This is a genomic window from Paenibacillus sp. FSL K6-2859 (assembly GCF_038008265.1).
GTDB classification, from domain to species: domain Bacteria; phylum Bacillota; class Bacilli; order Paenibacillales; family Paenibacillaceae; genus Paenibacillus_AQ; species Paenibacillus_AQ nitricinens.
Genome location: NZ_JBBOYU010000001.1, coordinates 125,559 through 150,148, shown reverse-complemented (window position 1 = coordinate 150,148; position 24,590 = coordinate 125,559). Strand labels below are relative to the sequence as shown.

Annotated in this window: 17 protein-coding genes, 10 tRNA genes, 3 rRNA genes and 1 other RNA gene; 1 reads left to right on the top strand and 30 read right to left on the bottom strand. The window is 46.6% G+C overall.

The window, feature by feature from the left end; all coding sequences use genetic code 11:
• Window positions 1-9: 9 nt before the first annotated feature.
• From hprK to rpoE, 30 genes are all read right to left on the bottom strand, one after another.
• Complete coding sequence (gene hprK / locus MHB64_RS00740) at window positions 10-948, bottom strand: HPr(Ser) kinase/phosphatase (protein ID WP_042123257.1); 939 nt, start codon at window positions 946-948, stop codon at window positions 10-12.
• A gap of 210 nt (window positions 949-1,158) precedes the next feature.
• Complete coding sequence (locus tag MHB64_RS00735) at window positions 1,159-2,280, bottom strand: ABC transporter ATP-binding protein (protein WP_094873152.1); 1,122 nt, start codon at window positions 2,278-2,280, stop codon at window positions 1,159-1,161.
• A 114-nt stretch (window positions 2,281-2,394) separates the two neighbouring features.
• A complete protein-coding gene (locus MHB64_RS00730; RefSeq protein ID WP_256989977.1) occupies window positions 2,395-3,498 on the bottom strand; it encodes a PucR family transcriptional regulator in 1,104 nt (367 codons plus the stop codon).
• Between the two features lie 140 nt (window positions 3,499-3,638).
• Window positions 3,639-3,711, bottom strand: a tRNA-Lys gene (locus tag MHB64_RS00725).
• Between the two features lie 5 nt (window positions 3,712-3,716).
• Window positions 3,717-3,802: transfer RNA gene (locus MHB64_RS00720), tRNA-Tyr, on the bottom strand.
• A 9-nt stretch (window positions 3,803-3,811) separates the two neighbouring features.
• Window positions 3,812-3,884, bottom strand: a tRNA-Phe gene (locus MHB64_RS00715).
• A gap of 66 nt (window positions 3,885-3,950) precedes the next feature.
• Window positions 3,951-4,028 (bottom strand) — tRNA-Asp (locus MHB64_RS00710).
• 13 nt (window positions 4,029-4,041) lie between these two features.
• Window positions 4,042-4,117, bottom strand: a tRNA-Thr gene (locus MHB64_RS00705).
• 32 nt (window positions 4,118-4,149) lie between these two features.
• Window positions 4,150-4,225: transfer RNA gene (locus tag MHB64_RS00700), tRNA-Val, on the bottom strand.
• Window positions 4,226-4,233: 8 nt separating this feature from the next.
• A tRNA-Met gene (locus tag MHB64_RS00695) sits at window positions 4,234-4,310 on the bottom strand.
• Window positions 4,311-4,340: 30 nt separating this feature from the next.
• Window positions 4,341-4,432, bottom strand: a tRNA-Ser gene (locus MHB64_RS00690).
• Between the two features lie 82 nt (window positions 4,433-4,514).
• Window positions 4,515-7,443 (bottom strand): 23S ribosomal RNA (locus MHB64_RS00685).
• A 168-nt stretch (window positions 7,444-7,611) separates the two neighbouring features.
• Window positions 7,612-7,687: transfer RNA gene (locus tag MHB64_RS00680), tRNA-Ala, on the bottom strand.
• 85 nt (window positions 7,688-7,772) lie between these two features.
• Window positions 7,773-7,849: transfer RNA gene (locus tag MHB64_RS00675), tRNA-Ile, on the bottom strand.
• A gap of 45 nt (window positions 7,850-7,894) precedes the next feature.
• Window positions 7,895-8,011, bottom strand: a 5S ribosomal RNA gene (rrf, locus tag MHB64_RS00670).
• Window positions 8,012-8,135: 124 nt separating this feature from the next.
• Window positions 8,136-9,693 (bottom strand): 16S ribosomal RNA (locus tag MHB64_RS00665).
• The 16S, 23S and 5S rRNA genes sit together here with 10 tRNA genes alongside, the layout of an rRNA operon.
• A 302-nt stretch (window positions 9,694-9,995) precedes the next feature.
• On the bottom strand, window positions 9,996-10,253 hold the full coding sequence (locus tag MHB64_RS00660) for a pro-sigmaK processing inhibitor BofA family protein (protein ID WP_371915754.1): 258 nt from the start codon (window positions 10,251-10,253) through the stop codon (window positions 9,996-9,998).
• 43 nt (window positions 10,254-10,296) lie between these two features.
• Window positions 10,297-10,548, bottom strand: a complete 252-nt coding sequence (locus MHB64_RS00655) for a DUF2508 family protein (RefSeq protein ID WP_094873241.1) — start codon at window positions 10,546-10,548, stop codon at window positions 10,297-10,299.
• A gap of 136 nt (window positions 10,549-10,684) precedes the next feature.
• On the bottom strand, window positions 10,685-11,284 hold the full coding sequence (gene recR / locus MHB64_RS00650) for a recombination mediator RecR (protein ID WP_042123249.1): 600 nt from the start codon (window positions 11,282-11,284) through the stop codon (window positions 10,685-10,687).
• 39 nt (window positions 11,285-11,323) lie between these two features.
• Complete coding sequence (locus tag MHB64_RS00645) at window positions 11,324-11,635, bottom strand: YbaB/EbfC family nucleoid-associated protein (protein WP_094873243.1); 312 nt, start codon at window positions 11,633-11,635, stop codon at window positions 11,324-11,326.
• Window positions 11,636-11,682: 47 nt separating this feature from the next.
• On the bottom strand, window positions 11,683-13,458 hold the full coding sequence (gene dnaX / locus MHB64_RS00640) for a DNA polymerase III subunit gamma/tau (RefSeq protein WP_341133481.1): 1,776 nt from the start codon (window positions 13,456-13,458) through the stop codon (window positions 11,683-11,685).
• 137 nt (window positions 13,459-13,595) lie between these two features.
• Window positions 13,596-13,864: signal recognition particle sRNA large type (ffs, locus tag MHB64_RS00635), an RNA gene on the bottom strand.
• A gap of 116 nt (window positions 13,865-13,980) precedes the next feature.
• The gene (rpmE, locus tag MHB64_RS00630; protein ID WP_042123239.1) at window positions 13,981-14,178 is read right to left on the bottom strand and encodes a 50S ribosomal protein L31; all 198 of its coding nucleotides are present in this window, start codon (window positions 14,176-14,178) and stop codon (window positions 13,981-13,983) included.
• Between the two features lie 131 nt (window positions 14,179-14,309).
• Window positions 14,310-15,587 carry a radical SAM protein gene (locus MHB64_RS00625; RefSeq protein ID WP_280789051.1) on the bottom strand — a complete coding sequence of 426 codons (1,278 nt, stop codon included), beginning with the start codon at window positions 15,585-15,587 and terminating at the stop codon, window positions 14,310-14,312.
• Between the two features lie 25 nt (window positions 15,588-15,612).
• The gene (rho, locus tag MHB64_RS00620; RefSeq protein WP_042123234.1) at window positions 15,613-16,965 is read right to left on the bottom strand and encodes a transcription termination factor Rho; all 1,353 of its coding nucleotides are present in this window, start codon (window positions 16,963-16,965) and stop codon (window positions 15,613-15,615) included.
• A gap of 165 nt (window positions 16,966-17,130) precedes the next feature.
• A complete protein-coding gene (locus MHB64_RS00615; protein WP_060623903.1) occupies window positions 17,131-18,384 on the bottom strand; it encodes a UDP-N-acetylglucosamine 1-carboxyvinyltransferase in 1,254 nt (417 codons plus the stop codon).
• Window positions 18,385-18,571: 187 nt separating this feature from the next.
• A complete protein-coding gene (gene fba, locus MHB64_RS00610; protein ID WP_036679934.1) occupies window positions 18,572-19,426 on the bottom strand; it encodes a class II fructose-1,6-bisphosphate aldolase in 855 nt (284 codons plus the stop codon).
• Between the two features lie 208 nt (window positions 19,427-19,634).
• Window positions 19,635-20,021, bottom strand: a complete 387-nt coding sequence (locus tag MHB64_RS00605) for a response regulator (RefSeq protein ID WP_042123230.1) — start codon at window positions 20,019-20,021, stop codon at window positions 19,635-19,637.
• 370 nt (window positions 20,022-20,391) lie between these two features.
• Window positions 20,392-21,999, bottom strand: a complete 1,608-nt coding sequence (locus MHB64_RS00600; protein ID WP_094877825.1) for a CTP synthase — start codon at window positions 21,997-21,999, stop codon at window positions 20,392-20,394.
• Window positions 22,000-22,325: 326 nt separating this feature from the next.
• Window positions 22,326-22,874, bottom strand: coding sequence for a DNA-directed RNA polymerase subunit delta (gene rpoE / locus MHB64_RS00595; RefSeq protein ID WP_094873249.1), 549 nt, complete (start codon window positions 22,872-22,874; stop codon window positions 22,326-22,328).
• Window positions 22,875-23,332: 458 nt separating this feature from the next.
• On the opposite strand from rpoE, the gene MHB64_RS00590 reads away from it, so the two are divergent.
• Complete coding sequence (locus MHB64_RS00590; RefSeq protein WP_341136035.1) at window positions 23,333-24,502, top strand: S8 family peptidase; 1,170 nt, start codon at window positions 23,333-23,335, stop codon at window positions 24,500-24,502.
• Window positions 24,503-24,590: the final 88 nt, after the last annotated feature.

Below are 24,590 nucleotides of genomic sequence, written 5' to 3'. Positions count from 1 at the left end.
CTCACACTCCTAATCGAGATCATCCATATCTTCGGATATGGTCGCAGTTAGCTTATTCGTGAACTGCAAGGCTGCATTAAAGCCCATTTGTTTCAGGCGATAGTTCATCGCTGCAACCTCTATAATAACTGCAAGGTTACGTCCCGGGCGTACGGGAATCGTTACAAGCGGAACATCTGTGTCAATAATCCGTGTCGTTTCCTCATCAAGTCCAAGTCGATCATACTGCTTGTCTTGCTGCCAAGCTTCCAATCTAACAACAAGTGTAATCCGTTTATGATTACGAATAGCACCCGCACCAAAAAGTGTCATTACATTAATGATACCTACTCCACGGATCTCCAGTAAATGACGGATTAACTCAGGGGCTGTACCATGCAGCTGGTTATCTGAAGTCTGACGGATTTCCACTGCATCATCAGCAATCAATCGATGACCGCGCTTTACAAGTTCAAGGGCTGTTTCACTTTTACCAATCCCGCTACTACCCGTAATTAGCATACCTACACCATATACATCACAAAGTACGCCATGGATCGTCGCCGTTGGGGCCAATTTCCCTTCTAAGAAGCTAGTCAAACGGCTGGAAAAAATAGTCGTAGCCATCGAGCTGCGAAGCACAGGAAGGGCCTTTTCATTACTGATGTCAATTAACTCCTGAGGCACATCCAAACCACGTGTAATGACAATACAAGGTGTGTTATCATTGCAAATTCCACGAAGTCGACTTTTCCGCTCAGCTTCGGGCAGCATGGAGAAAAAAGCGAGTTCTGTCTTGCCTAGCAATTGAACACGTTCTTCTGGATAATATTCAAAATAACCAGCAATCTCTAGTCCAGGGCGATTCAGGTCATCGACCGTAATGGGTCTCTTTAGACCTTCCTGGCCGGAAATAACCTCTAATTGAAAATGCTGTACCAATTCAGATACTTTTACTTTCTTAGCCATGTAAGTTCGTCCTTTCGTCACCTGCGGTATTTGTCCGCTTACTGCGTCCGGTTGGCAGTGATCTCTTTACATTCCGGAGGTAATTCTCCTGCTATCTTAATTGATAACGCTTATGAATGCAATCTTAGCACCTAACCAAACAGGGTCCATCTAAACAATAAAGCCACCCTTTCGGGTGGCTTTATCAAGAGAGAAAAGATCTTTACAATCTTATCCCAACAAAATGTTAGCTTCGGATTCTTTATCAAAGAAGTGAACTTTGTTCATATCAATAGCCAATTTAGGCTTGCTGCCTTCGCGAGTAGTGGAACGTCCATCTACACGAGCGATTACAGTAGATTTACCAAGGCCGCTCAAGTAAAGGAGCATTTCGTGACCAAGGTTCTCAGTAACATCAACCAATGAAGTGAAAATTGTGTTCGGGGAAGCTTCCAAGAATACTGGCTCTTCATGGATATCTTCTGGACGAACGCCCATGATTACTTCTTTACCGATGTAGCCTTTGTTGCGGATGATTTGAGCTTTTCCGCCTGGTACTTCAACATCAAGGTTCTCAGCACGGAAACGGATAGAACCGCTCACTTCGGACAAAGTACCATTGATAAAGTTCATTGTAGGGGATCCGATAAATCCAGCTACGAACAAGTTTGTAGGTTCATTGTACAACTCTTCAGGGGAAGCTGCTTGTTGAATGATACCATCATACATAACTACGATGCGATCACCCATTGTCATTGCTTCTGTTTGGTCATGCGTTACGTAGATACAAGTAGTTTCAAGGCGCTTAACCAGTTTAGTGATTTCAGCACGCATTTGACCACGAAGTTTAGCATCCAAGTTGGAAAGAGGCTCATCCATCAAGAAGACTTGTGGATCACGTACGATAGCGCGTCCCAAAGCGACACGTTGGCGTTGACCACCGGAAAGCGCTTTTGGTTTACGATCTAGCAAATGCTCGATATCAAGAATTTTAGCAGCTTCGCGAACTTTCTTGTCGATTTCATCCTTCTTCACTTTACGAAGTTTCAAACCGAAAGCCATGTTTTGGTATACGCTCATATGCGGATACAGGGCGTAGGATTGGAATACCATCGCGATATCGCGGTCTTTAGGTGCAACGTCATTAACTACACGATCGCCAATGTACATTTTACCTTCGGAGATTTCTTCCAAACCAGCGATCATACGCAAAGTTGTGGATTTACCGCAACCGGAAGGTCCAACCAATACTAGAAATTCCTTATCTTTAATATCAAGATTGATATCGATTACTGTTGCTTTATCTGAACCCGGGTATTTTTTGAAAATATGCTCTAAACGTACGCCTGCCATTGTATTTCCCCCTCGAGTTAATTATTAATTAGTTAATATAAAAATTCTGCTTCCTTGTACATTTATATTACCCCAGTCGGGACACTATGGCTATTTGTAAGGTTCACAAAAAACCTATTTCCTTTTCGTCACTTTATACAAAAGCATAGTAAGCTTCACAATAGCAGCGTCCCCAAAGCTTCGTACATCTGCTCCGGTCTCTTGTTTTATCTTATCCAGACGGTAGAGCAGCGTATTCCGATGGATATACAACTTTTTGGCGGTTTCACTTACATTACAGTCCATCTCAAAAAAAGTCTCCAAAGTCAGCAGCATTTCTTTATCTGATAGCACAGAGGAATAGTCACCAATTTGTCCAAGCAACTGTTTGCGGCGTACATCAGGAATGCTGTTAACCAGACGTTCCAAATGCAGCTCCCAAGGTAAATGAATATACTCTCCTACTTGAAAAATACGACCCAGTACAATGGTCTCCCTGAGCAGAGCTACAGATCCAGTCAATCCCTTAACAGGGACCATAGCTGGAGCTACTGCCAAATGGAATACCCCTACCCATTCACTAGCTATCAGCTCATGTAACCCCATACTAGTCTGTGCTAGAAGATCATCTACACTCTCTTCTTCATCATCCTTATCATCCCCGCCCGTAAGTAATTCTTTACGAGCTAATATTAACCATTCCTTCTCTTGAAGGGGAATGAGCAGAATTTCGTTCTCAAAATAGCTGCGCAGTAATTTCATCAGTGAACGGTAAGAGATCTGTGGACTATGCGCAATCTCACTACTAAGGAGGAATGGAATCATATCTCCGAACAGACGTCCCTTTAGGGTGATCTCATCGGGAATTTCAGTGTCATTCTTCTCTTGCTCTAGCTCCGTGTTCAACCAAGCGCCAAGCTGCCGCGCCTCCACTTCACCTTCTTCTCTAAGCCCTGTAGCTTTAAGTGCAATAGCAAAATTTCGAACTGCATAGTTGACCAGTTGTACTTCCAGAGAGGTAAGCCCCTCCATCTCTACCCAAACAGCGGTTATACGTCCATCACTCTCATACAAAGGTGCCCAGAGATGACCCTCATGGATTACCAGCTGATCCTGTCCTTCTAATCCCATGCTAAAAAGAGAAGCTGAATGTTGCCTCCCTAACTGCTTGATTCCGGTTCTCTTTCCGGTGAGCTGCTCTAATTTTTTCCGCAATGTCTCACTATCCATAGTCACCATGCTCCACCACTTTTGCTCTTTTCGCCTATTTTAGCATATTCTCTTATATTATGTTAATCGCTTCAGTAGCGCGCTGCTATAATACAACCATAAAACACAAAAAAAGCCACCACCCTAAGGTGATGACTTTCTGTTTGGGATGAGCCATGAAGGACTCGAACCTTCGACACCCTGATTAAAAGTCAGGTGCTCTACCAACTGAGCTAATGGCTCATAAATGGTGGGGGATGATGGATTCGAACCACCGAACACGTACGTGAGCAGATTTACAGTCTGATGCGTTTGGCCACTTCGCTAATCCCCCAGGGAAAAGTGGCTCGAGACGGATTCGAACCGCCGACACGAGGATTTTCAGTCCTCTGCTCTACCGACTGAGCTATCGAGCCATATTAAATTGACATAAAAATAAAGTGGTAGCATTAAACTTCCCACCCTAGTTTTGTGGAAAAAAATGGCGGAACCGACGAGATTCGAACTCGCGATCTCCTGCGTGACAGGCAGGCATGTTAGGCCAACTACACCACGGTTCCGCATTGATAATAATGGTGCCGGCGAGAGGACTTGAACCCCCAACCTACTGATTACAAGTCAGTTGCTCTACCAGTTGAGCTACACCGGCACGGTGTGAAATAGATCCTAAAGAGATAAAAATGGTGGAGGCTGAGGGGATCGAACCCCCGACCCTCTGCTTGTAAGGCAGATGCTCTCCCAGCTGAGCTAAGCCTCCAGGTATTATGGTAGCGGCGAAGGGGATCGAACCCCCGACCTCACGGGTATGAACCGTACGCTCTAGCCAGCTGAGCTACACCGCCACAATAATTAGAAATGCTATGGATTGAAAATGGCGGAGAGAGTGGGATTCGAACCCACGCACCGCTTACGCAGTCTAACCCCTTAGCAGAGGGTCCCCTTATAGCCACTTGGGTATCTCTCCAAACGATATCAGTACCACAGCAATCCAAACAGGAATTTGACTCCCTGAAAACTGAATCCGAATTGAATTTGCGTTTTAAGTATAGGATAAGCCCTCGACCGATTAGTATTGGTCAGCTCCATGCATTACTGCACTTCCACCTCCAACCTATCTACCTCGTCGTCTTCAAGGGGTCTTACTAATTGGGAAATCTCATCTTGAGGGGGGCTTCACGCTTAGATGCTTTCAGCGCTTATCCCGTCCGTACGTAGCTACTCAGCCATGCTCCTGGCGGAACAACTGATGCACCAGCGGTACGTCCATCCCGGTCCTCTCGTACTAAGGACAGCTCCTCTCAAATTTCCTGCGCCCACGACAGATAGGGACCGAACTGTCTCACGACGTTCTGAACCCAGCTCGCGTACCGCTTTAATGGGCGAACAGCCCAACCCTTGGGACCTACTTCAGCCCCAGGATGCGATGAGCCGACATCGAGGTGCCAAACCTCCCCGTCGATGTGGACTCTTGGGGGAGATAAGCCTGTTATCCCCAGGGTAGCTTTTATCCGTTGAGCGATGGCCCTTCCATGCGGTACCACCGGATCACTAAGTCCGACTTTCGTCCCTGCTCGACTTGTAGGTCTCGCAGTCAAGCTCCCTTATGCCTTTGCACTCTTCGAATGATTTCCAACCATTCTGAGGGAACCTTGGAACGCCTCCGTTACTCTTTAGGAGGCGACCGCCCCAGTCAAACTGCCCGCCTGACACGGTCCCCGTACCGGATTACGGTACTAGGTTAGAACCTAGATACGATCAGGGTGGTATCCCAACGGCGCCTCCACCGAAGCTTGCGCTCCGATTTCTACGGCTCCCACCTATCCTGTACAGATCGTACCCAAATTCAATATCAAGCTGCAGTAAAGCTCCATGGGGTCTTTCCGTCTTGTCGCGGGTAACCTGCATCTTCACAGGTATTAAAATTTCACCGGATCTCTCGTTGAGACAGCGCCCAAGTCGTTACGCCATTCGTGCGGGTCAGAATTTACCTGACAAGGAATTTCGCTACCTTAGGACCGTTATAGTTACGGCCGCCGTTTACTGGGGCTTCGGTTCATAGCTTCGGGTTACCCCTAACCACTCCCCTTAACCTTCCAGCACCGGGCAGGCGTCAGCCCGTATACTTCGCCTTGCGGCTTCGCACAGACCTGTGTTTTTGCTAAACAGTCGCTTGGGCCTTTTCACTGCGGCCCCCTCGTGCTATTCACACTACCGGGGCACCCCTTCTCCCGAAGTTACGGGGTCATTTTGCCGAGTTCCTTAACGAGAGTTCTTCCGCGCGCCTTAGAATTCTCTTCTCGCCTACCTGTGTCGGTTTGCGGTACGGGCACCTTCTCCTGGCTAGAGGCTTTTCTTGGCAGTGTGAGATCATGACCTTCGCTACTGTAATTTTCGCTCCCCATCACAGCCCAGCCTTAACGATGTGCGGATTTGCCTACACATCAGCCTCACTGCTTAGACGGACATATCCATCAGTCCGCGTCACTACCCTCCTGCGTCACCCCATCGCTCATAGCGGATTACGGTGGTACAGTAATTTCAAACTGTTGTCCTTCGACTACGCCTTTCGGCCTCGCCTTAGGTCCCGACTTACCCTGAGCGGACGAGCCTTCCTCAGGAAACCTTGGGCTTTCGGCGGATCAGATTCTCACTGATCTTTTCGTTACTCATACCGGCATTCTCACTTGTATGCTGTCCAGCGCTCCTTACGGTACACCTTCAACCCACATACAACGCTCCCCTACCCCAGATACATACGTATCTAGCCATAGCTTCGGTGGTGTGTTTAGCCCCGTTACATTTTCGGCGCAGAGTCACTCGACCAGTGAGCTATTACGCACTCTTTCAATGGTGGCTGCTTCTAAGCCAACATCCTGGTTGTCTGTGCAACTCCACATCCTTTCCCACTTAACACACACTTGGGGACCTTAGCTGATGGTCTGGGCTGTTTCCCTTTTGACAATGGATCTTAGCACTCACTGTCTGACTCCCGGCAATAAGTATATGGCATTCGGAGTTTGACTGAGCTTGGTAATCCTTGCGGACCCCGCACCCAATCAGTGCTCTACCTCCACTACTCTTATACCGAGGCTAGCCCTAAAGCTATTTCGGGGAGAACCAGCTATCTCCGAGTTCGATTGGAATTTCTCCGCTACCCCCACCTCATCCCCGCATTTTTCAACATGCGTGGGTTCGGGCCTCCAGTGCGTGTTACCGCACCTTCACCCTGGACAGGGGTAGATCACACGGTTTCGGGTCTACGTCCACATACTCATTCGCCCTATTCAGACTCGCTTTCGCTGCGGCTCCGTCTTCTCGACTTAACCTTGCATGTTAAACGTAACTCGCCGGTTCATTCTACAAAAGGCACGCCATCACCCATTAATAGGGCTCTGACTTTTTGTAAGCACACGGTTTCAGGTTCTATTTCACTCCCCTTCCGGGGTGCTTTTCACCTTTCCCTCACGGTACTGTTTCACTATCGGTCGCCAGGTAGTATTTAGCCTTAGCAGATGGTCCTGCTGGATTCATACGGGGTTTCACGTGCCCCGCACTACTCGGGATCCGTCTCGGAGAGAACACAGTTTAGGTTACAGGGCTTTTACCTCTATCGCGGGCCTTTCCAGACCTCTTCACCTACCATATTCCTTTGTAACTCCATGTGAGACGTCCCACAACCCCTAAGAGCAAGCTCTTAGGTTTAGGCTGTTCCGCGTTCGCTCGCCGCTACTGACGGAATCACTATTGTTTTCTCTTCCTCAGGGTACTTAGATGTTTCAGTTCCCCTGGTCTGCCTCTACATCTCCTATGTGTTCAGAGATGAGTAACTGCGAATTACCACAGCTGGGTTTCCCCATTCGGACACCCCCGGATCAAAGCTTGCTTACAGCTCCCCGAGGCAGTTTCGTTGTTCGCCACGTCCTTCGTCGGCTCCTGGCGCCTAGGCATCCTCCGTGTGCTCTTATTAGCTTAACCTTGATTTTTCCGTAGGAAAATATCATACAATGACATTTCTCTTGGAATCATCTCACTAATAACATTTACTTGTTTGCACAAGTTGCTAAAAGATGTTCTAAAACGCAAATTCGTTTCGGTATCCAGTTTTCAAGGATCAAGTTTAAAGAAGGTATTGAATTAAAATTATGGTGGAGCCAAGCGGGATCGAACCGCTGACCTCCTGCTTGCAAGGCAGGCGCTCTCCCAGCTGAGCTATGGCCCCATGAAATTCACTCCAAAAAGTGAAGTGTAGCTTCGAAGCTAATTCCGATTACTTTTCGGAGGCCTCGTTACTCTATAATGTCATATGGTGGGCCTTGGTGGACTCGAACCACCGACCTCACCCTTATCAGAGGTGCGCTCTAACCAACTGAGCTAAAAGCCCATATAACATATATAACATTGTGAATCAACCAAATAATGGTTGTCCGCTTGGCGGCGTCCTACTCTCCCAGGACCCTTCGGTCCAAGTACCATCGGCGCTGGAGGGCTTAACGGTCGTGTTCGGGATGGGTACGTGTGGAACCCCTCCGCTATCGCCACCAAACGCATACGAAAGAGACTTGCTCTTTCAAAACTGAACACGAGTGAGTGTTCGAACCCAAAGGTCCTATTTTGGAAGTTTAACTTCCGATTTGAATGTCTTCATTGCAGAAGACGATTCTCCATAGAAAGGAGGTGATCCAGCCGCACCTTCCGATACGGCTACCTTGTTACGACTTCACCCCAATCATCTACCCCACCTTCGGCGGCTGGCTCCCTTGCGGGTTACCCCACCGACTTCGGGTGTTGTAAACTCTCGTGGTGTGACGGGCGGTGTGTACAAGACCCGGGAACGTATTCACCGCGGCATGCTGATCCGCGATTACTAGCAATTCCGACTTCATGCAGGCGAGTTGCAGCCTGCAATCCGAACTGAGACCGGCTTTGATGGGATTGGCTTCACCTCGCGGCTTCGCTTCCCGTTGTACCGGCCATTGTAGTACGTGTGTAGCCCAGGTCATAAGGGGCATGATGATTTGACGTCATCCCCACCTTCCTCCGGTTTGTCACCGGCAGTCACTCTAGAGTGCCCAACTTTACTTGCTGGCAACTAAAGTTAAGGGTTGCGCTCGTTGCGGGACTTAACCCAACATCTCACGACACGAGCTGACGACAACCATGCACCACCTGTCTCCTCTGTCCCGAAGGCCGCCACTATCTCTAGTGGATTCAGAGGGATGTCAAGACCTGGTAAGGTTCTTCGCGTTGCTTCGAATTAAACCACATACTCCACTGCTTGTGCGGGTCCCCGTCAATTCCTTTGAGTTTCAGTCTTGCGACCGTACTCCCCAGGCGGAGTGCTTACTGTGTTAACTTCGGCACCAAGGGTATCGAAACCCCTAACACCTAGCACTCATCGTTTACGGCGTGGACTACCAGGGTATCTAATCCTGTTTGCTCCCCACGCTTTCGCGCCTCAGCGTCAGTTACAGCCCAGAAAGTCGCCTTCGCCACTGGTGTTCCTCCACATATCTACGCATTTCACCGCTACACGTGGAATTCCACTTTCCTCTTCTGTACTCAAGTCACCCAGTTTCCAGTGCGACCTCAGGTTGAGCCCAAGGTTTAAACACCAGACTTAAATGACCGCCTGCGCGCGCTTTACGCCCAATAATTCCGGACAACGCTTGCCCCCTACGTATTACCGCGGCTGCTGGCACGTAGTTAGCCGGGGCTTTCTTCTCAGGTACCGTCACTCCGGTAGCAGTTACTCTACCGGACGTTCTTCCCTGGCAACAGAGCTTTACGATCCGAAAACCTTCATCACTCACGCGGCGTTGCTCCGTCAGACTTTCGTCCATTGCGGAAGATTCCCTACTGCTGCCTCCCGTAGGAGTCTGGGCCGTGTCTCAGTCCCAGTGTGGCCGTTCACCCTCTCAGGTCGGCTACGCATCGTCGCCTTGGTGGGCCGTTACCCCACCAACTAGCTAATGCGCCGCAGGCCCATCCCTCAGTGACAGATTGCTCCGTCTTTCATTCTTTCTTCAGGAGAAAAAAGAAATTATCCGGTATTAGCTACCGTTTCCGGTAGTTATCCCAGTCTAAGGGGCAGGTTGCCTACGTGTTACTCACCCGTCCGCCGCTAAGTTAATTTGAAAGCAAGCTTTCAAATTAACTCCGCTCGACTTGCATGTATTAGGCACGCCGCCAGCGTTCGTCCTGAGCCAGGATCAAACTCTCCAATTAGTATTGAAAAGAGCGATATGCTCACTTTGAAACATCTGACGAGAAAATTAATTCTCTAATTTTGGATTTCACTTTCGTGATTTCCTACTCACTCGTTGTTCAGTTTTCAAAGATCAATGTCTCATCTTTCGTCGTCGTTGCTTGTCAGCAGCGACCTTTATAATATATCACAGCACCTTTGTTTTCGTCAAGCGTTTTTTTAATTTCTTTTTTTCGCTTACTGTTTCAGCAAGTTGTTAATCAACATCTTGTCCAAAGGGGCGAGACTTAATGTATCATATTTTTCAAACTCACGTCAAGCATTAAAACAAAATAATTCTTAATCCTATTAACATTACAACGCCTGGAAGGCCAAGAACCGTTACTGCGCCTATGGTTGCAGGATTCAGGGGAATATGAACTTGTGTGATTAAACCCGAGAAATTCACTACATATATCGCGAGCGCAGCCAGTACCAAATGAGCTCCGAACAGACTAAGCCATCCAAAGCCAAGCTTTTTCCGGAATACAATTACACTTAACAACACAACTGATATGACCAGTACTCCTATAGCTAACATTCTTAGCATGTTGATCCCTCCTATATTTTCATTTGGCTAGCGGCTACATCTGACTGCTATTTAATCCAATGCTCTTTGCATGTTTGAGATGTATCTGATACTTGCGCTCTGCTGCCTCTAAAATATAAATAGCATAATCAATTTGATCTTGACCCAGCGCTTCATCAAACATTAGGTACGCTCTCTCCCACTCGGATTGTGCCTTACGAACTTCCAGCAACGTTTCCCAGCCCTCCGTATCTTTTCTACCCTGTTCTTCATCTGCTCCCCGCCACAATGAGCTCCACCATCCCATTTCCCATTCCTCCTCAGAATAATTTCGATGCAAAATCACATCTCTTTATTCTCATTCATATCGGGATAGGGACAAACTTAGAACAAAAAAAGGAGGCCCAGGGGGCCTCCTTTTAAAAAACACGACTTTAGAGCTACTAGAATAGCTCACGACGACCTTCCAACGCTTTGGACAAGGTAACCTCGTCGGCATACTCAAGATCGCCACCAACAGGCAAGCCATGGGCTATTCTGGTGATTTTAATCTCAAAAGGACGAACTAGACGAGAAATATACATCGCCGTTGCCTCACCCTCAATGTTGGGGTTGGTCGCCATGATAAGCTCACTCACTCTTTCATCACTCAAACGAGTCAATAATTCCTTCAAGCGAATATCATCAGGGCCTATACCTTCCATAGGTGAAATCGCACCCTGAAGAACGTGATAATACCCATTAAACTCTTTGGTTCGTTCTATTGCCACCAAATCCTTGGAGTCTTGGATCACACAGATTACTGAAGGGTCTCTAGTTTTGTCCTGACATATCTTACACGGATCCGTATCCGTAATATTACAGCAGACGGAGCAATAATGAAGATTACGTTTGACACTTACTAGCGCTTTAGCAAAATCAATGACATCGTCCTCTTTCATGTTAAGCACATGAAAGGCTAACCGGGCGGCTGTCTTCGGCCCAATCCCGGGTAAGCGCGTAAAAGCATCGATCAGCTTGGCTAGCGGTTCGGGATAATACAAATTAATAATTCTCCTTTAGACGAAAGTGGAGTGAGTGAATTAGAACAAGCCTGGGATCTTCATTCCACCAGTAAATTTACCCATATCATTGTTCGCAAGCTCTTCAGCTTGAGTCAAAGCATCATTAACTGCAGTGATTACTAAATCCTGTAGCATTTCAACATCTTCCGGATCAACAGCTTCTGGCTTGATTTGAATAGAAAGCAATTTTTTGTGACCATTAACTTGAACTGTAACTACACCGCCACCTGATGTGCCTTCAATAACCTTGCCACCCAATTCTTCTTGAGCTTTAAGCATTTGCTCCTGCATTTTCTTCACTTGCTTCATCATTTGGTTCATATTATTCATACATCATCTCTCCTTTGGAATGCGCTATTTGCGCTAGTATGCTTACATTACTCTTTTATGACAACAAGGTCTTCTCCAAAAAGCTGGATAGCCTCATCAATCCAAGGTTCAGATTTGGCATCTGCAGTATCATGTTCATGCTCTAACCGTAACTCCTCTTTGCTAGGCTGTCCCACCTGCTTCTGTGCGGCTTCGTTCCAATCGCGCTGCATAATAGTTACCAGTCTATAAGGTTTACCAAGACGCGCTGCAAGCACATTCTCAATGACCTGTCTATTTGCCGGTTTCTCCGTTGTATCACGATGAATCGTGTTCTTGAATGCAACAAGCACAGCATCGTCCATTACGGATACAGGTTCTCCGTCTACAAACCACGCATGAACCGTTACCTTCTCCTCTTTTACCCCTTGCAAGACAAGACTCCACTGTTTGTAGATAGCTGCAAAATCAGGACTATCCTTACCAGCAATAAACTTATCAACATTTGGAGGCATTTTGGAGGTAGCAGAGATTCTAGGCGCAGAACTTGGAGTCGGATTCGATTTCGCAGAAGAAGCACCATCTCGCCCACCTCCGGAAATACCACCAGACTGCAATGCTTGTTCCAGCTTTTTCTCCAGCGCAGTAATCTGTCTCTTGAGCAGATCCAGTTCACCAGAGTGAACCGCAGGAGCATTCACCCCTGATCCAGCCTGTAATGCGCCTAACGGAGCAGCTGATGCGGTCTCACTTCCCTCTTGCTGCAAGCTACAAAGCTTCATCAGCGCGACTTCAAACAACGTCTGCGGATGAGTAGCATACTTCATTTCACCTAGGTACTTATTAAGTGTATCTACGATCTGAAACAGACGCTCCCGGGAAAATGCGGTGGCCATATCCTTAAATTCGGCAGGATTAAGTACTCGCTCCGTCAGTTGATCGGCCCCGGGTACCATCTTAATCATCAATAAATCACGAAAATAATACATAAGATTCTCTAGACATTTATCAGCACTTTTACCTTCATGCATAAGCTGTTCAACAAGCTCCAGCAGAAGACCCATATCACCTTCCAATATGGCAGTGGCAAGACGTGCAAATTGCTCAGAGGGTATCCCTCCGGTCATCCCTAGCACTTGTTCGTACGTAACTTTGCCATCTGTAAAAGATGAAATCTGATCCAGCAAGCTTACTGCATCGCGCATACCCCCATCAGAAAGGCGGGCAATATACTGCAATGCGTTAACATCGGCTGTAATCCCTTCCTTCTCACAGATAGCACTTAGATGTGCCGTCTGTTCTTCCAAAGCTACTCTACGGAAGTCAAACCGCTGACAACGAGAGATGATCGTCGCTGGCAATTTATGAGGTTCCGTAGTTGCAAGGATGAACATTGCATGTGACGGTGGTTCTTCCAATGTCTTTAATAGCGCATTAAATGCTTCTGTTGTCAGCATATGCACTTCATCAATAATATACACTTTACGGCGCACCTCGGTAGGTGCATATTTCACCTTGTCCCGGAGGTCGCGAATCTCTTCTACGCCCCGGTTGGATGCCGCGTCTATTTCCTGCACATCCATCACATTACCCGCAGTGATTCGCAAGCAGGAAGGACACTCGTTGCAAGGCTCCGGACCTGGCCCACGTTCACAATTGACCGCTTTCGCTAAGACTTTAGCAGCACTTGTCTTACCAGTTCCCCGCGGACCACTGAACAGATAGGCATGCGAAACCCGCTGTTCACGAATTGCGTTCTGCAGCGTTTGGATAATGTGCTGTTGTCCAACCATGTCTTGAAACGACTGCGGCCGCCAAGCACGGTACAGCGCGATATGTTCCACTATGCATTACCCTCTCTTAGGCTGCCTCTTTCCCGGCATTTGTCGCAAATTTATTATACTATATTCATCGGCTATTGACCAAAAACAAAAAGCATCTTTGCTTGTGGCAAAGATGCTGTTATAAACAGAATTATAAACCGTGCACCTGTTATTGATGACTACGATCCAAGCGGCAACCCTACATGACTGCTCGGGCTAGGCCACCCTCCGGCACAAGAGTAAACTTACTTATGGCTGCTTCCTTCCGGACCTGACCAGGTTCATAAGCACTCATTGCGGAGGACCCAACCGTCAACACAGCCCGTAGGAACCAAGGCCTCACATCGATAGCACCTCTAACAGGAATTCAACCTCGCTACAGCGGATTGCGAGTTACAGGGCACCGCTACCTCCCCGTCTAGCACGGCGAAGATAAGTATAGCTCACGCTCGGATAAAAATCAACTCCAAGACATAAAATGAGCCCCCAGCGAGAAAGCTGGGAGCTCGATCTAACCATTAAGCCGCTAAGCGGCTATTCCAATTAGATACCGTATTTCTTCTTAAATTTATCAACGCGACCGCCGGCATCCAGGAACTTCTGCTTGCCAGTGAAGAAAGGATGGCAGCTGGAGCAAATTTCAACACGAAGCTCTTGTTTAACAGAGCCAGCTTCGAAAGAGTTGCCACATGCGCAGGTTACCTTAGTTAAGTTATACTTTGGTTGAATTGCTGCTTGCATTTTGAATTTCACCTCTCATGCCCTAAGCCTCATGCGGACCCAGAGTTATATGATTACACTGTGGTATTTTAGCACGAAAAATTCAATTGATCAATATGTTTCATTGGTAATTCATTGGTATATTTGCTCTATTAAATGTTAAGTTGCCGTTGCTTTAGCCGAGCCATATTTACTGGCGGTACATGGGTGTAAGAACCAATAACAACATCCGGCAATTCGTCACGGAAAATTTCCAGCATTGTCTTCATACCGAGAATTTCACCCTTAGCAGGAGGAATTAACTCCAGATAACTCTCTGGATCAATGTTCAGGTTACGCATCTGAATAAGCTTCAGATCCGTACGTCTTACAAACTCCACCATCGCCTCAATCTCTTCTTCACGGTCAGTTACTCCAGGGAAAATCAGATAGTTGATCGATGTGTAAACGCCCTGCGAGGCAGCATATTTCAAAGACTTCTCTACATTAGCCAATGTGTAGCCACGTGGTTTGTAATAAGCATTATAATGATCATCTAGAGCACTGATCGTGCTGACACGCATCAAATCCAGCCCAGCATCGACGATTCCACGAATATGATCGCTTAAGCCAGCATTGGTGTTGATATTAATATAGCCCATGTCAGTAATCGAGCGCACTTCACGGATTGCTTCTATAATAAGTTTTGCCTGCGTAGAAGGTTCACCTTCGCAACCTTGTCCAAAACTGATAATCGACTCAGGCGTCTTCAAGTGCTCCAACATAACTTGTGAAATTTCATTGACCGTTGGTCGGAAATTCATCCGAGTCTGCGGAGACACAAAACCACTATCATCAGGTTGCTCAGAAATACAGCCAAAACAACCAGCATTACATGAATAAGAGACAGGCACACCGCCCTCCCAGCGCCCTAAGAAGGTGTTGGAGGAAGTCAAGCATTCATAACCAAGCGCACAGTTAGAAAGATGTTCATAGAGGCGGTTATCAGGATATTTGGCAGTCAACTCGCCAACGCTTACCTCGAGATCCTGTTTATCACAGTTCAGCGGGTTCCATTTCTCCGGATTATCGGTTGGATCCGCCGCAACATAGAACCCGCCATCCTTCCACACTACAGCCGAATACCCAAACAGAGGAAGCTTGTAAGACTTATCTGTCTTTACATACCCAGGAAGACACAAGCGAGTATAGCCCTGAGGCAGCAGCGCGCCTACAGCCTGTGAGCCATCCGGCAACGCCATCATTTCACCTGTCTCTGGATCCATACCCACCGCCCGCGTACTAGGCAAGCCCACAAGAGTGGCGCCTTCAGGCAGCGGAATCAACTCTTCCTCCAACATTTCAACGATCATATCCCCACTACGGGCTAGCCCGTACAGTTCTGGATGATCATATACGTTTCCTTGCCCGTCGGCATATACCAAATACATGTTAGTCTCCTCTTATTATCAATTCTCAAGTTGTAGGTACTGAAGAAGTCTTTGCCCGTGTTGTGCGACGAGCAGCCGTACCACTGTTGGAAGTTCCTCCGCTACTTGCAGTTCCATTTGGCGATTGTTTAGCTCCCGCAACGTCAAATGATGCTAAGAATTCAGCATTAGTCTTTGTATCACGCAGCTTTTTGATGAATCCCTCCACAAAATCGTAGGATTCATTCATATTTTTGCGAATCGCCCAGATCGTATCAAGCTCTTCTTTGCTCAAGAGCACTTCTTCACGACGTGTACCTGAACGACGAATATCAATAGCAGGGAATATACGGCGTTCCGCCAATTTGCGATCCAAATGAAGCTCCATATTACCAGTACCCTTAAACTCTTCATAAATAATATCATCCATACGTGATCCGGTATCAATTAAAGCAGTTGCTAAAATAGTCAGTGAACCGCCCTCTTCTACATTCCGTGCAGAACCAAAAAACCGTTTCGGCCGATGAAAGGCTGCCGGGTCAATCCCCCCGCTAAGTGTGCGTCCAGATGGTGGAACCACAAGATTATACGCACGTGCAAGACGGGTAATGCTATCTAAAAGAATAACTACATCCTTCTTGTGCTCAACTAAACGAAGAGCTCTTTGCAACACAAGTTCGGCCACTTTAATATGATTCTCTGGGAGCTCATCAAACGTCGATGCAACCACTTCGCCTTTTACTGAACGCTGCATATCGGTTACTTCTTCGGGACGCTCATCTATTAGCAATACAAAGAGTTCAATCTCAGGATTATTAGTGGAAATACTATTGGCAATTTCTTTCAAGAGGAGCGTTTTTCCTGCTTTAGGAGGTGCTACAATCAAACCCCGCTGCCCCAAACCTACAGGAGCGAGCAAATCCATTATTCGGGTAGACAAATGAGTAGGGGATGTTTCAAGCGGTAGCTTGTCTTGCGGATAAAGTGGTGTTAATGCTGGAAAATGTAGTCGCTCCGCTGCGCTAGCAGGGTTCTCACCATTAACGGCATTGACTTGAAGCAGGCCAAAATATCGTTCATTTTCTTTCGGCGTCCGGCATTTCCCAGATACAAGATCTCCGCTTCTGAGATCAAACTTCCGAATTTGTGAGGCTGAGATATAAATATCTTCAGCACTAGGCAAATAGTTAATCGGCCTTAGAAATCCATAGCCCTCGGGTAGAATTTCCAGTACGCCTTCCATAAACATAAGACCGCTTTGCTCTGCCTGTGCCCGAAGGATCGCAAAGATCAGTTCCCGTTTCTTCAGCTGTCCGTAATAAGGGATCTGGTATTTCTTGGCCAGCTTATACAACTCGGTCAGCTTCATTTCTTCCAAATCGGAAATTTGAAGATCCATGTAATAACCACCTATTCAATTTTTAAATGAGTTCGCCCTAGTCTATCTACTAGGCAAAATGATGAGTCTATTAAAAAATGCCCATTAAGATATTAATACCCAATTTGGAAGGATATATGCGGTAAGTAAGCAAATAACCCTCCTTCCAAACGGGATATCCTAATTTTATTCGTTCTCACGCCAAACATGAGCACCAAGTTGTCGAAGGTTGCTCACTAAATTATCATAACCACGGTCAATATATTCTACGCCGGTCACCTCGGTGATCCCATCCCCTACCGTCAATCCAGCAATGACAAGAGCAGCGCCTGCCCGTAAATCGGTCGCTTTCACCTTTGCAGCGTTAAGCTTACCACCCTCAATAATTGCAGAACGGCCTTCAACGCGAATTTTCGCGCCCATTCGTACCAATTCTGGCACATGTTTAAAACGGTTGCTGTAGACGAAATCGCTAAGCACACTAACGCCTTCCGCCTGTGTCAACATACTTGTCATAGGAGATTGTAAATCTGTAGGAAAGCCAGGATAGGTCAACGCTTTGACATCTGCGTGCTCATATTTAGCTCTACCTATAACGCGAATACTTTCATCAAGCTCTTCAATATCAACGCCCATCTCTAAAAGCTTGGCCGTTAAAGCTTCCAAATGCTTAGGAATTACGTTATCTATCAACACATTACCACGCGTAGCCGCAGCGGCAATCATATAAGTTCCAGCTTGAATCCGATCGGGAATAATGGAGTGACGGCAACCGTGCATCTCTGATACCCCTTCGATTCTGATGGTTTCTGTACCAGCGCCTTTAATAACAGCGCCCATAGAATTCAATAGGGTTGCAACATCTATAATCTCAGGCTCTTTAGCCGCATTTTCAATAATTGTGGAGCCTTTGGCACGTGAAGCCGCCAGCATGATGTTAATAGTAGCACCTACGCTTGATACGTCTAAATAAATTTTCGCACCGCGTAGTTCTTTAGCATATAAGTGGATAGAACCATGTTCGTTGGTAACTGTCGCTCCCAGTGCCTCAAATCCTTTGATATGCTGATCGATTGGACGAGGTTCGAAGTTACAACCACCAGGAAGACCTATTGTCGCTTCTTTGAATCTTCCAAGTAGAGCTCCCATCATATAGTACGAAGCTCGAAGTTTCTTAACCGGACCATTAGGCATAGGTATAGATACAATACGCGAAGGATCAATTTTCATCTGGTTGCCTGACCAAGATACACTTGCGCCAAGCTCTTGCAAGATTTCGGAGTAAACGGCTACATCACTAAGGGACGGTAAATTATCAAGAACAACTTCAGATTCGGCCAAAATCGCCGCAGGAATAAGTGCAATAGCACTATTCTTTGCTCCACTGATGGTTACAACGCCCTCTAGCGGACGTCCACCGCCAATCATTAATTTTTCCATAGATTTATCAATTTCCCCCTACGTGTATTGCAGCTGTGTGGGCAATACGTGCTGTGGACTTTTAGTGATGAAAATGGAAAGACACCGGCTAAGCGGTGTGCTTTCCTCATCAAACTATTCAACTGGGCAGAGCTACACCCTGCCCTTTACAAATTGCTTGTCCACCAGTGGCGGAAGCTAACAATGATTAGGCTTTGTTGTTGGATCCAAATTCGCGGATTTTACCAATAACGGTTTCTTTGATCGCATCGCGACCTGGTGCGATGAATGTACGTGGATCGTAAGCATCAGGTTTAGCAGCTAGAACTTCGCGAACAACTTTTGCGAACACGATTTGGTTCTCAGTGTTTACGTTGATTTTGGAAGTACCCAAGGAGATAGCTTTCTTGATGTCATGTTCAGGAATACCTGTACCACCATGAAGAACCATTGGGATGTTAGTAGCATCGCGGATTTCTTCCATTTCTTTAAATCCGAGGTTAGGCTCGCCATGGTAAGGTCCATGAACGGAACCTAGTGCAGGAGCCAAAGTGTCGATACCTGTTTCTTTAACAATACGTACGCACTCATCAAGCTTAGCATACATGATGCCGCCGATAACGTCGTCTTCTTGTCCACCAACAGTACCTACTTCTGCTTCTACAGAAACACCTTTAGCGTGAGCATATTCAACGACTTTTTTAGTCATATCAATGTTCTCATCGATTGGGTGGTGGGAACCGTCGATCATTACGGATGTAAATCCAGCATCAATTGCTGCTTTACATTTATCAAAGCTAGATCCATGGTCAAGGTGGATCGCTACAGGAACTGTGATATTCATATCGATAATTAGACCTTCTACCATCTTAACAACAGTAGTGAAGCCGCCCATGTGACGTGCTGCGCCTTCGGATACACCAAGGATTACTGGTGATTTCTCTTGTTCAGCGGCACCAAGAATAGCTTGTGTCCACTCCAAGTTGTTAATGTTGTACTGACCTACTGCGTATTTTCCTTCAAGTGCTTTGTTCAACATGTCTGTCATAGATACTAATGGCATGGTTTCATCCTCCTAAGAATGTTGGTTGGCTATGTTTTTAAACCGACATCACATACAGGCTTATTATAACACAACCTGAGTCAAATACTAAATAGGATAAACAAAAAAATGTCCCGGTGGGACGATTTTTATCCAGCCCGTATAGCAATTACACTCAACCTGTTTATAATCACCATAACCAAATAGAATCGATACAGAAAATATCATTTTAACTGCATTGATCTACAGACTTATTATGAAGATGCATATTGACCGCTACCCGCATTTCATCGATGTCAAATGGCTTTGTGAAATGCATCAATGCGCCTAGCTTGGTTGCTTCCTTAATCATATCCAGCTCCCCATAAGCGGTCATCATTATGACCTTAATGGACGGATTTAGTTCCTTCAGATGCTTCAAAATCTCAAGTCCATCCATTCCCGGTATTTTCATATCGAGCAAAACCAAGTCAGGAGACTCACTGCGAACAATGTCTAAGGCTAATTTTCCGTTAGCTGCTTGAAATGTCGTATATCCTTCGCTATTGAACACTTCCATAAGAAGAATCCGAATCCCGTTCTGATCATCGACAATTAACACTTTCTTTTTTTCCATATAATACCCTCCCAGAGATTAAGCCAGATTGACTATACCGCGCTCTCCACAGCTAACGGCCCCTTCAGAAACTAACCCATACGAAACCTATTATTCGTGCTTCACTGCTCAAATCCTGCTAATTGGATAAAATGGGTAAATAAAGAGTCTGAATTACAGTGATGTCATTTACGGAGCTCTTCAAAATGGACAAACAGGTATAAACACCTTCGGCGTCCTTATAAGGTTGTTAAGCGTTTAAGCGAGAAATTTGGGACATGAAGGACAGGTGAACAACTTATACTTTCGAATAGTTACAAAAAAAGAGCCTCCAATAGGAGGCTCTTCAAGTTTGATATAGAACCCGTAGGTTCCGATTATATTCATAAAATTACTGCTGTTCGGAATGAGTCAAAGAAGCTTTGACGAAATCACGGAACAACGGTTGTGGACGGTTCGGACGTGAAGTGAATTCCGGATGAAATTGAACCGACAAGAACCAAGGATGTCCCGGAAGCTCTACGATCTCAACTAAACGGCCATCTGGGGAGGTTCCGGAAATGACCAGACCTGCTTTTTCAATCTCATCACGGTACGTATTATTGAACTCATAACGGTGACGGTGACGCTCATAAACCAGTTCATCATCGTAGCAAGACATTGCCAGGGAACCCTCAGCAATCTTACAAGGATACAAGCCAAGACGCATAGTACCGCCCATATCTTCAATATCCTTCTGCTCAGGAAGCAGATCGATCAGTGGATATGGTGTGTTTGGATCGATTTCGGAGCTATTTGCACCTTGTAAACCTAGAATAGAACGGCCATATTCGATTACGGAAACTTGCATACCTAAGCAAATTCCGAAGAAAGGTATCAATTTCTCACGGGCATAACGAATTGCAGAGATTTTACCTTCAATTCCCCGATCACCGAAACCACCTGGAACTAGAATACCACCAACACCGCGCAGCATTTCGTCCACGTTCTCATCTGTGATTTCCTCTGCATTTACCCAGCGTACTTTAACTTCTGCATTGGAGGCAAAACCTGCGTGTGATAAAGATTCCACAACACTCAAATAAGCATCATGCAGAGCTACATACTTCCCTACAATCGCAATTTCCACTGTTTTCTCTAGCTTCTGAATCCGCTCAAGCATACTTTCCCATTCACGCATATCTGGCGCAGGAGTTGTAAGCTTCAAATGATTAACAACAATCTCGTCCAATCCTTCATCACGAAGATTCAATGGAACTTCATACAACGTTGAAGCATCACGGCATTCCACAACAGCATTAGCATCAATATCGCAAAAGAGTGCGATCTTCGCTTTCATGTCTTCGGAAAGCTCATATTCCGTACGGCATACGATGACATTCGGTTGAATACCGATGCTGCGCAGCTCTTTAACACTGTGTTGTGTCGGTTTTGTCTTCACTTCTCCAGCAGCCTTGATATAAGGAATCAAGGTTACATGGATATACATTACATTTTCCCGACCAATATCACTCTTGATTTGGCGAATAGCTTCCAGGAACGGAAGACTCTCAATATCACCTACGGTTCCACCAATCTCTGTGATTACAACATCCGAGTTGGTCTCGCGGCCTGCGCGGAACACGCGTTCTTTGATCTCATTCGTAATATGTGGGATAACTTGTACAGTTCCGCCCAAGTACTCTCCACGACGTTCCTTGCTAATTACGGATGAATAGATCTTACCTGTCGTCACATTGTTGTTCTTTGACAGATTAATATCAATAAACCGTTCATAGTGTCCAAGGTCAAGGTCAGTCTCCGCACCGTCATCGGTTACGAATACTTCACCGTGCTGATAAGGACTCATCGTTCCAGGATCTACGTTAAGATACGGATCAAATTTCTGAATCGTTACCTTTAGACCTCTGTTTTTGAGCAGCCTGCCCAGCGAAGCGGCGGTAATGCCCTTGCCCAGGGAAGACACAACGCCACCCGTTACAAAAATATACTTTGTCACTGTAAAACCCTCCTAAATAAAGTCCAGACATAAAAGCGGCGCATGGTGTTTATCGTAACCCGTTTTACTATCATCAAAACAGGGGAAATCAAAAGTTTGATTCACCGGGGAAAACATAAAGCGTCGTCCCGCAAATTACATAAAACTACAGCTACTTTGCATCTAAAAAAACAAAAAAGTGACACCCGTAGAACCGGGGCACTTTTTATTTTAAAAAACGCGTTTATTAACTTACATGATAAGCCCATGCAATAGTTTACTCTGACGTTCCCCCACTGTCAAGGGAGGAATTATACCATCAGCAAGACGCTTTGAAATTATTTATCTTACTTGTCAGCTTCGGCATCTTCATCTGAGTCATCTTCTGCATCGTCTTCATCTGAGTCATCTTCGTCTATGTCATCTTCATCGATCACGACATCTTCGTCGACTTCTTCTTCGCTGTCGTCGTCGGAATAGAGGTCGTCGCGATCTTCATCGATAGCGTCGAAATCCTCTTCTTCAGCAGCGTAGTTTTCTTCTTCTTCAGCAAAGTCGTCATCTTCCAAATCATCGTCTTCATCGTTGATAATACGCACGCGTTTGGTGTTACCAACCGGATCATCAGAGCGCTCTAGAGGATACCAGCGTTTCAATCCCCAAAGGTTGGTTCCGACACAGGCAAAACGCCCATCAATGTTAATCTCGGTATATAACTGGGCAATAGTATCTTGGCTTTGTTGATCGGTCATACCGCGCAACTTGGCTACCTCGACCATCAGATCACGGTAATAATACGGTGTATTGGCTGCCTTAAGCACTAGAAAGGCCAAATCCACCATCGGCATTTCTTTAACTTTCTCAGGGTCTAGCTTTAAATTGAGTGGCGTACTCACTAAAGGACACTTCCTCTCACGCATTGTTCACATTACGGTTTATTTCAATAATATCCATTAACAAAACTAAGTAAAACCTATTTGACAACAAATTGCAAGTCAAAAGCGGTAACAGCGAACAGAAAGAGCCCTCAGGCTGTTATCCTTAGCAGAAACCTGTCTCCATCTTGAAGAAGATTAAACCTAAAACATATGTACCCGTGTGAAACTTATAATTCCTTTTAATTAAAAAAAGGCGGAGGAAACCCTCCGCTCATGACTGTATCCACGCCAAGGATCGGCTCCTTACGTGATGTTACAAAGAGAGTGTTAATCTCTTCTGTCTATTTTATGTAAAGCGCCGTCTTTTGACACGATGGGCAGCCCATTTCGTTAAAAAAGGGCAAGTTCCCATTCGGACCCCCTCTTCCACTCATACAATATGGCAGCAGGGCACCGAGGAGGGGACAGCGAAACCTATGGACTATTACAATTTTTGGAACATGCTTCTTGAAGAAATATCGGTTGCCCCCAACAATGGTGAGCGGCGTATTCTTACCTTCAATGATCCCCGCCAGTATGCCGGAGCATTTACACAATGGAAGGCGCTGAAAGCGAAGCAGCCTGAGCTGCGGCAAGTGCAGGTATCTCCGTTGATTCGGGCCTTTTTTGTGCCTGCTGCCGGAGCCAGAAAACTAATGAACCGCTTTGCAGATCTCCTAAATGTCGAAGAGGATCTACAAATACAAATCCATTCTATAGCTAACGAAAAGAGCGGAACCGCAACACTCCCTTGGGGGGTGAAAGCCATTCATGCTCCTCAGGCATGGTCCAAGTCAACCGGAGTCCACGTCAAAATCGGCGTAATCGACACAGGCGCTGATTACCGCCATCCTGATCTGAAGCATTCCTTAGCCGCTGGGGTAAATCTACTACACCGCGGAATGTTACCGCTGGATGATAATGGACACGGGACTCACATCGCCGGCACCCTAGCTGCGGCAGGAGGAACACGAGGTATGATGGGAGTGGCTCCGCGAGCGCTGCTATATCCAGTAAAGGCCTTTGATCATAGCGGATCCGCCTATGTGTCGGACATTGTACTGGGTATCGATTGGTGCGTACAGAACAAAATTGATATCATCAATATGAGTTTCGGAATGAAAACTCGAAGCAAAGCGCTTCACAATGTGGTGATTAAAGCGTACCGAGCCGGAATCGCTATCATTGCCTCCTCCGGGAATGACGGCAAACGTGGCGGGGACTATCCGGCACGTTATCCTGAGACGATTGCCGTGGGCGCCATCGATAAAAGACATCGTGTTGCCAGCTTCAGCAACCGCGGTTCTTATATCGATGTATACGGCCCCGGCGAAGGTGTGTCCTCCTGCTGGCTGAAGGAGGGCTATAAAGAGATGAGCGGCACCTCCATGGCGACCTCGCATGTCACGGGAGCCGCTGCACTGCTGCTCGCGGTGCGACCGGGGCTCTCCCCAAGGGAGCTGAAGCTGCTCTTGCGCCGCACCGCGTCCCCGGTGCGGCTGCGCAAGGGGCAGCGACGCGCATCTCTTGGCGGCGGCGCTGCCGATGCCCTACGCCTGCTGAAAGCAGGAGTGAGGGCCAAGCGATCGGTCTCCGCGAACGTATAGAACCTGCCCGGGCACCGGGTGGGTCACTCTGACGTGAGCGCAGCTTGTGCCGGTGCGAAGAACGGCACAAAGTAAAATCCGCCCCCGG

Excerpts from the sequence above, each read along its gene's own strand:
- hprK (WP_042123257.1), bottom strand. The coding sequence starts at position 948 with ATGGCTAAGAAAGTAAAAGTATCTGAATTGGTACAGCATTTTCAATTA.
- MHB64_RS00735 (WP_094873152.1), bottom strand. The coding sequence starts at position 2,280 with ATGGCAGGCGTACGTTTAGAGCATATTTTCAAAAAATACCCGGGTTCA.
- MHB64_RS00730 (WP_256989977.1), bottom strand. The coding sequence starts at position 3,498 with ATGGTGACTATGGATAGTGAGACATTGCGGAAAAAATTAGAGCAGCTC.
- MHB64_RS00660 (WP_371915754.1), bottom strand. The coding sequence starts at position 10,253 with ATGTTAGCTATAGGAGTACTGGTCATATCAGTTGTGTTGTTAAGTGTA.
- MHB64_RS00655 (WP_094873241.1), bottom strand. The coding sequence starts at position 10,548 with ATGGGATGGTGGAGCTCATTGTGGCGGGGAGCAGATGAAGAACAGGGT.
- MHB64_RS00645 (WP_094873243.1), bottom strand. The coding sequence starts at position 11,635 with ATGAATAATATGAACCAAATGATGAAGCAAGTGAAGAAAATGCAGGAG.
- rpmE (WP_042123239.1), bottom strand. The coding sequence starts at position 14,178 with ATGCAAGCAGCAATTCAACCAAAGTATAACTTAACTAAGGTAACCTGC.
- MHB64_RS00625 (WP_280789051.1), bottom strand. The coding sequence starts at position 15,587 with ATGTATTTGGTATATGCCGACGGGCAAGGAAACGTATATGATCATCCA.
- rho (WP_042123234.1), bottom strand. The coding sequence starts at position 16,965 with ATGGATCTTCAAATTTCCGATTTGGAAGAAATGAAGCTGACCGAGTTG.
- MHB64_RS00615 (WP_060623903.1), bottom strand. The coding sequence starts at position 18,384 with ATGGAAAAATTAATGATTGGCGGTGGACGTCCGCTAGAGGGCGTTGTA.
- fba (WP_036679934.1), bottom strand. The coding sequence starts at position 19,426 with ATGCCATTAGTATCTATGACAGACATGTTGAACAAAGCACTTGAAGGA.
- MHB64_RS00605 (WP_042123230.1), bottom strand. The coding sequence starts at position 20,021 with ATGGAAAAAAAGAAAGTGTTAATTGTCGATGATCAGAACGGGATTCGG.
- MHB64_RS00590 (WP_341136035.1), top strand. The coding sequence starts at position 23,333 with ATGGACTATTACAATTTTTGGAACATGCTTCTTGAAGAAATATCGGTT.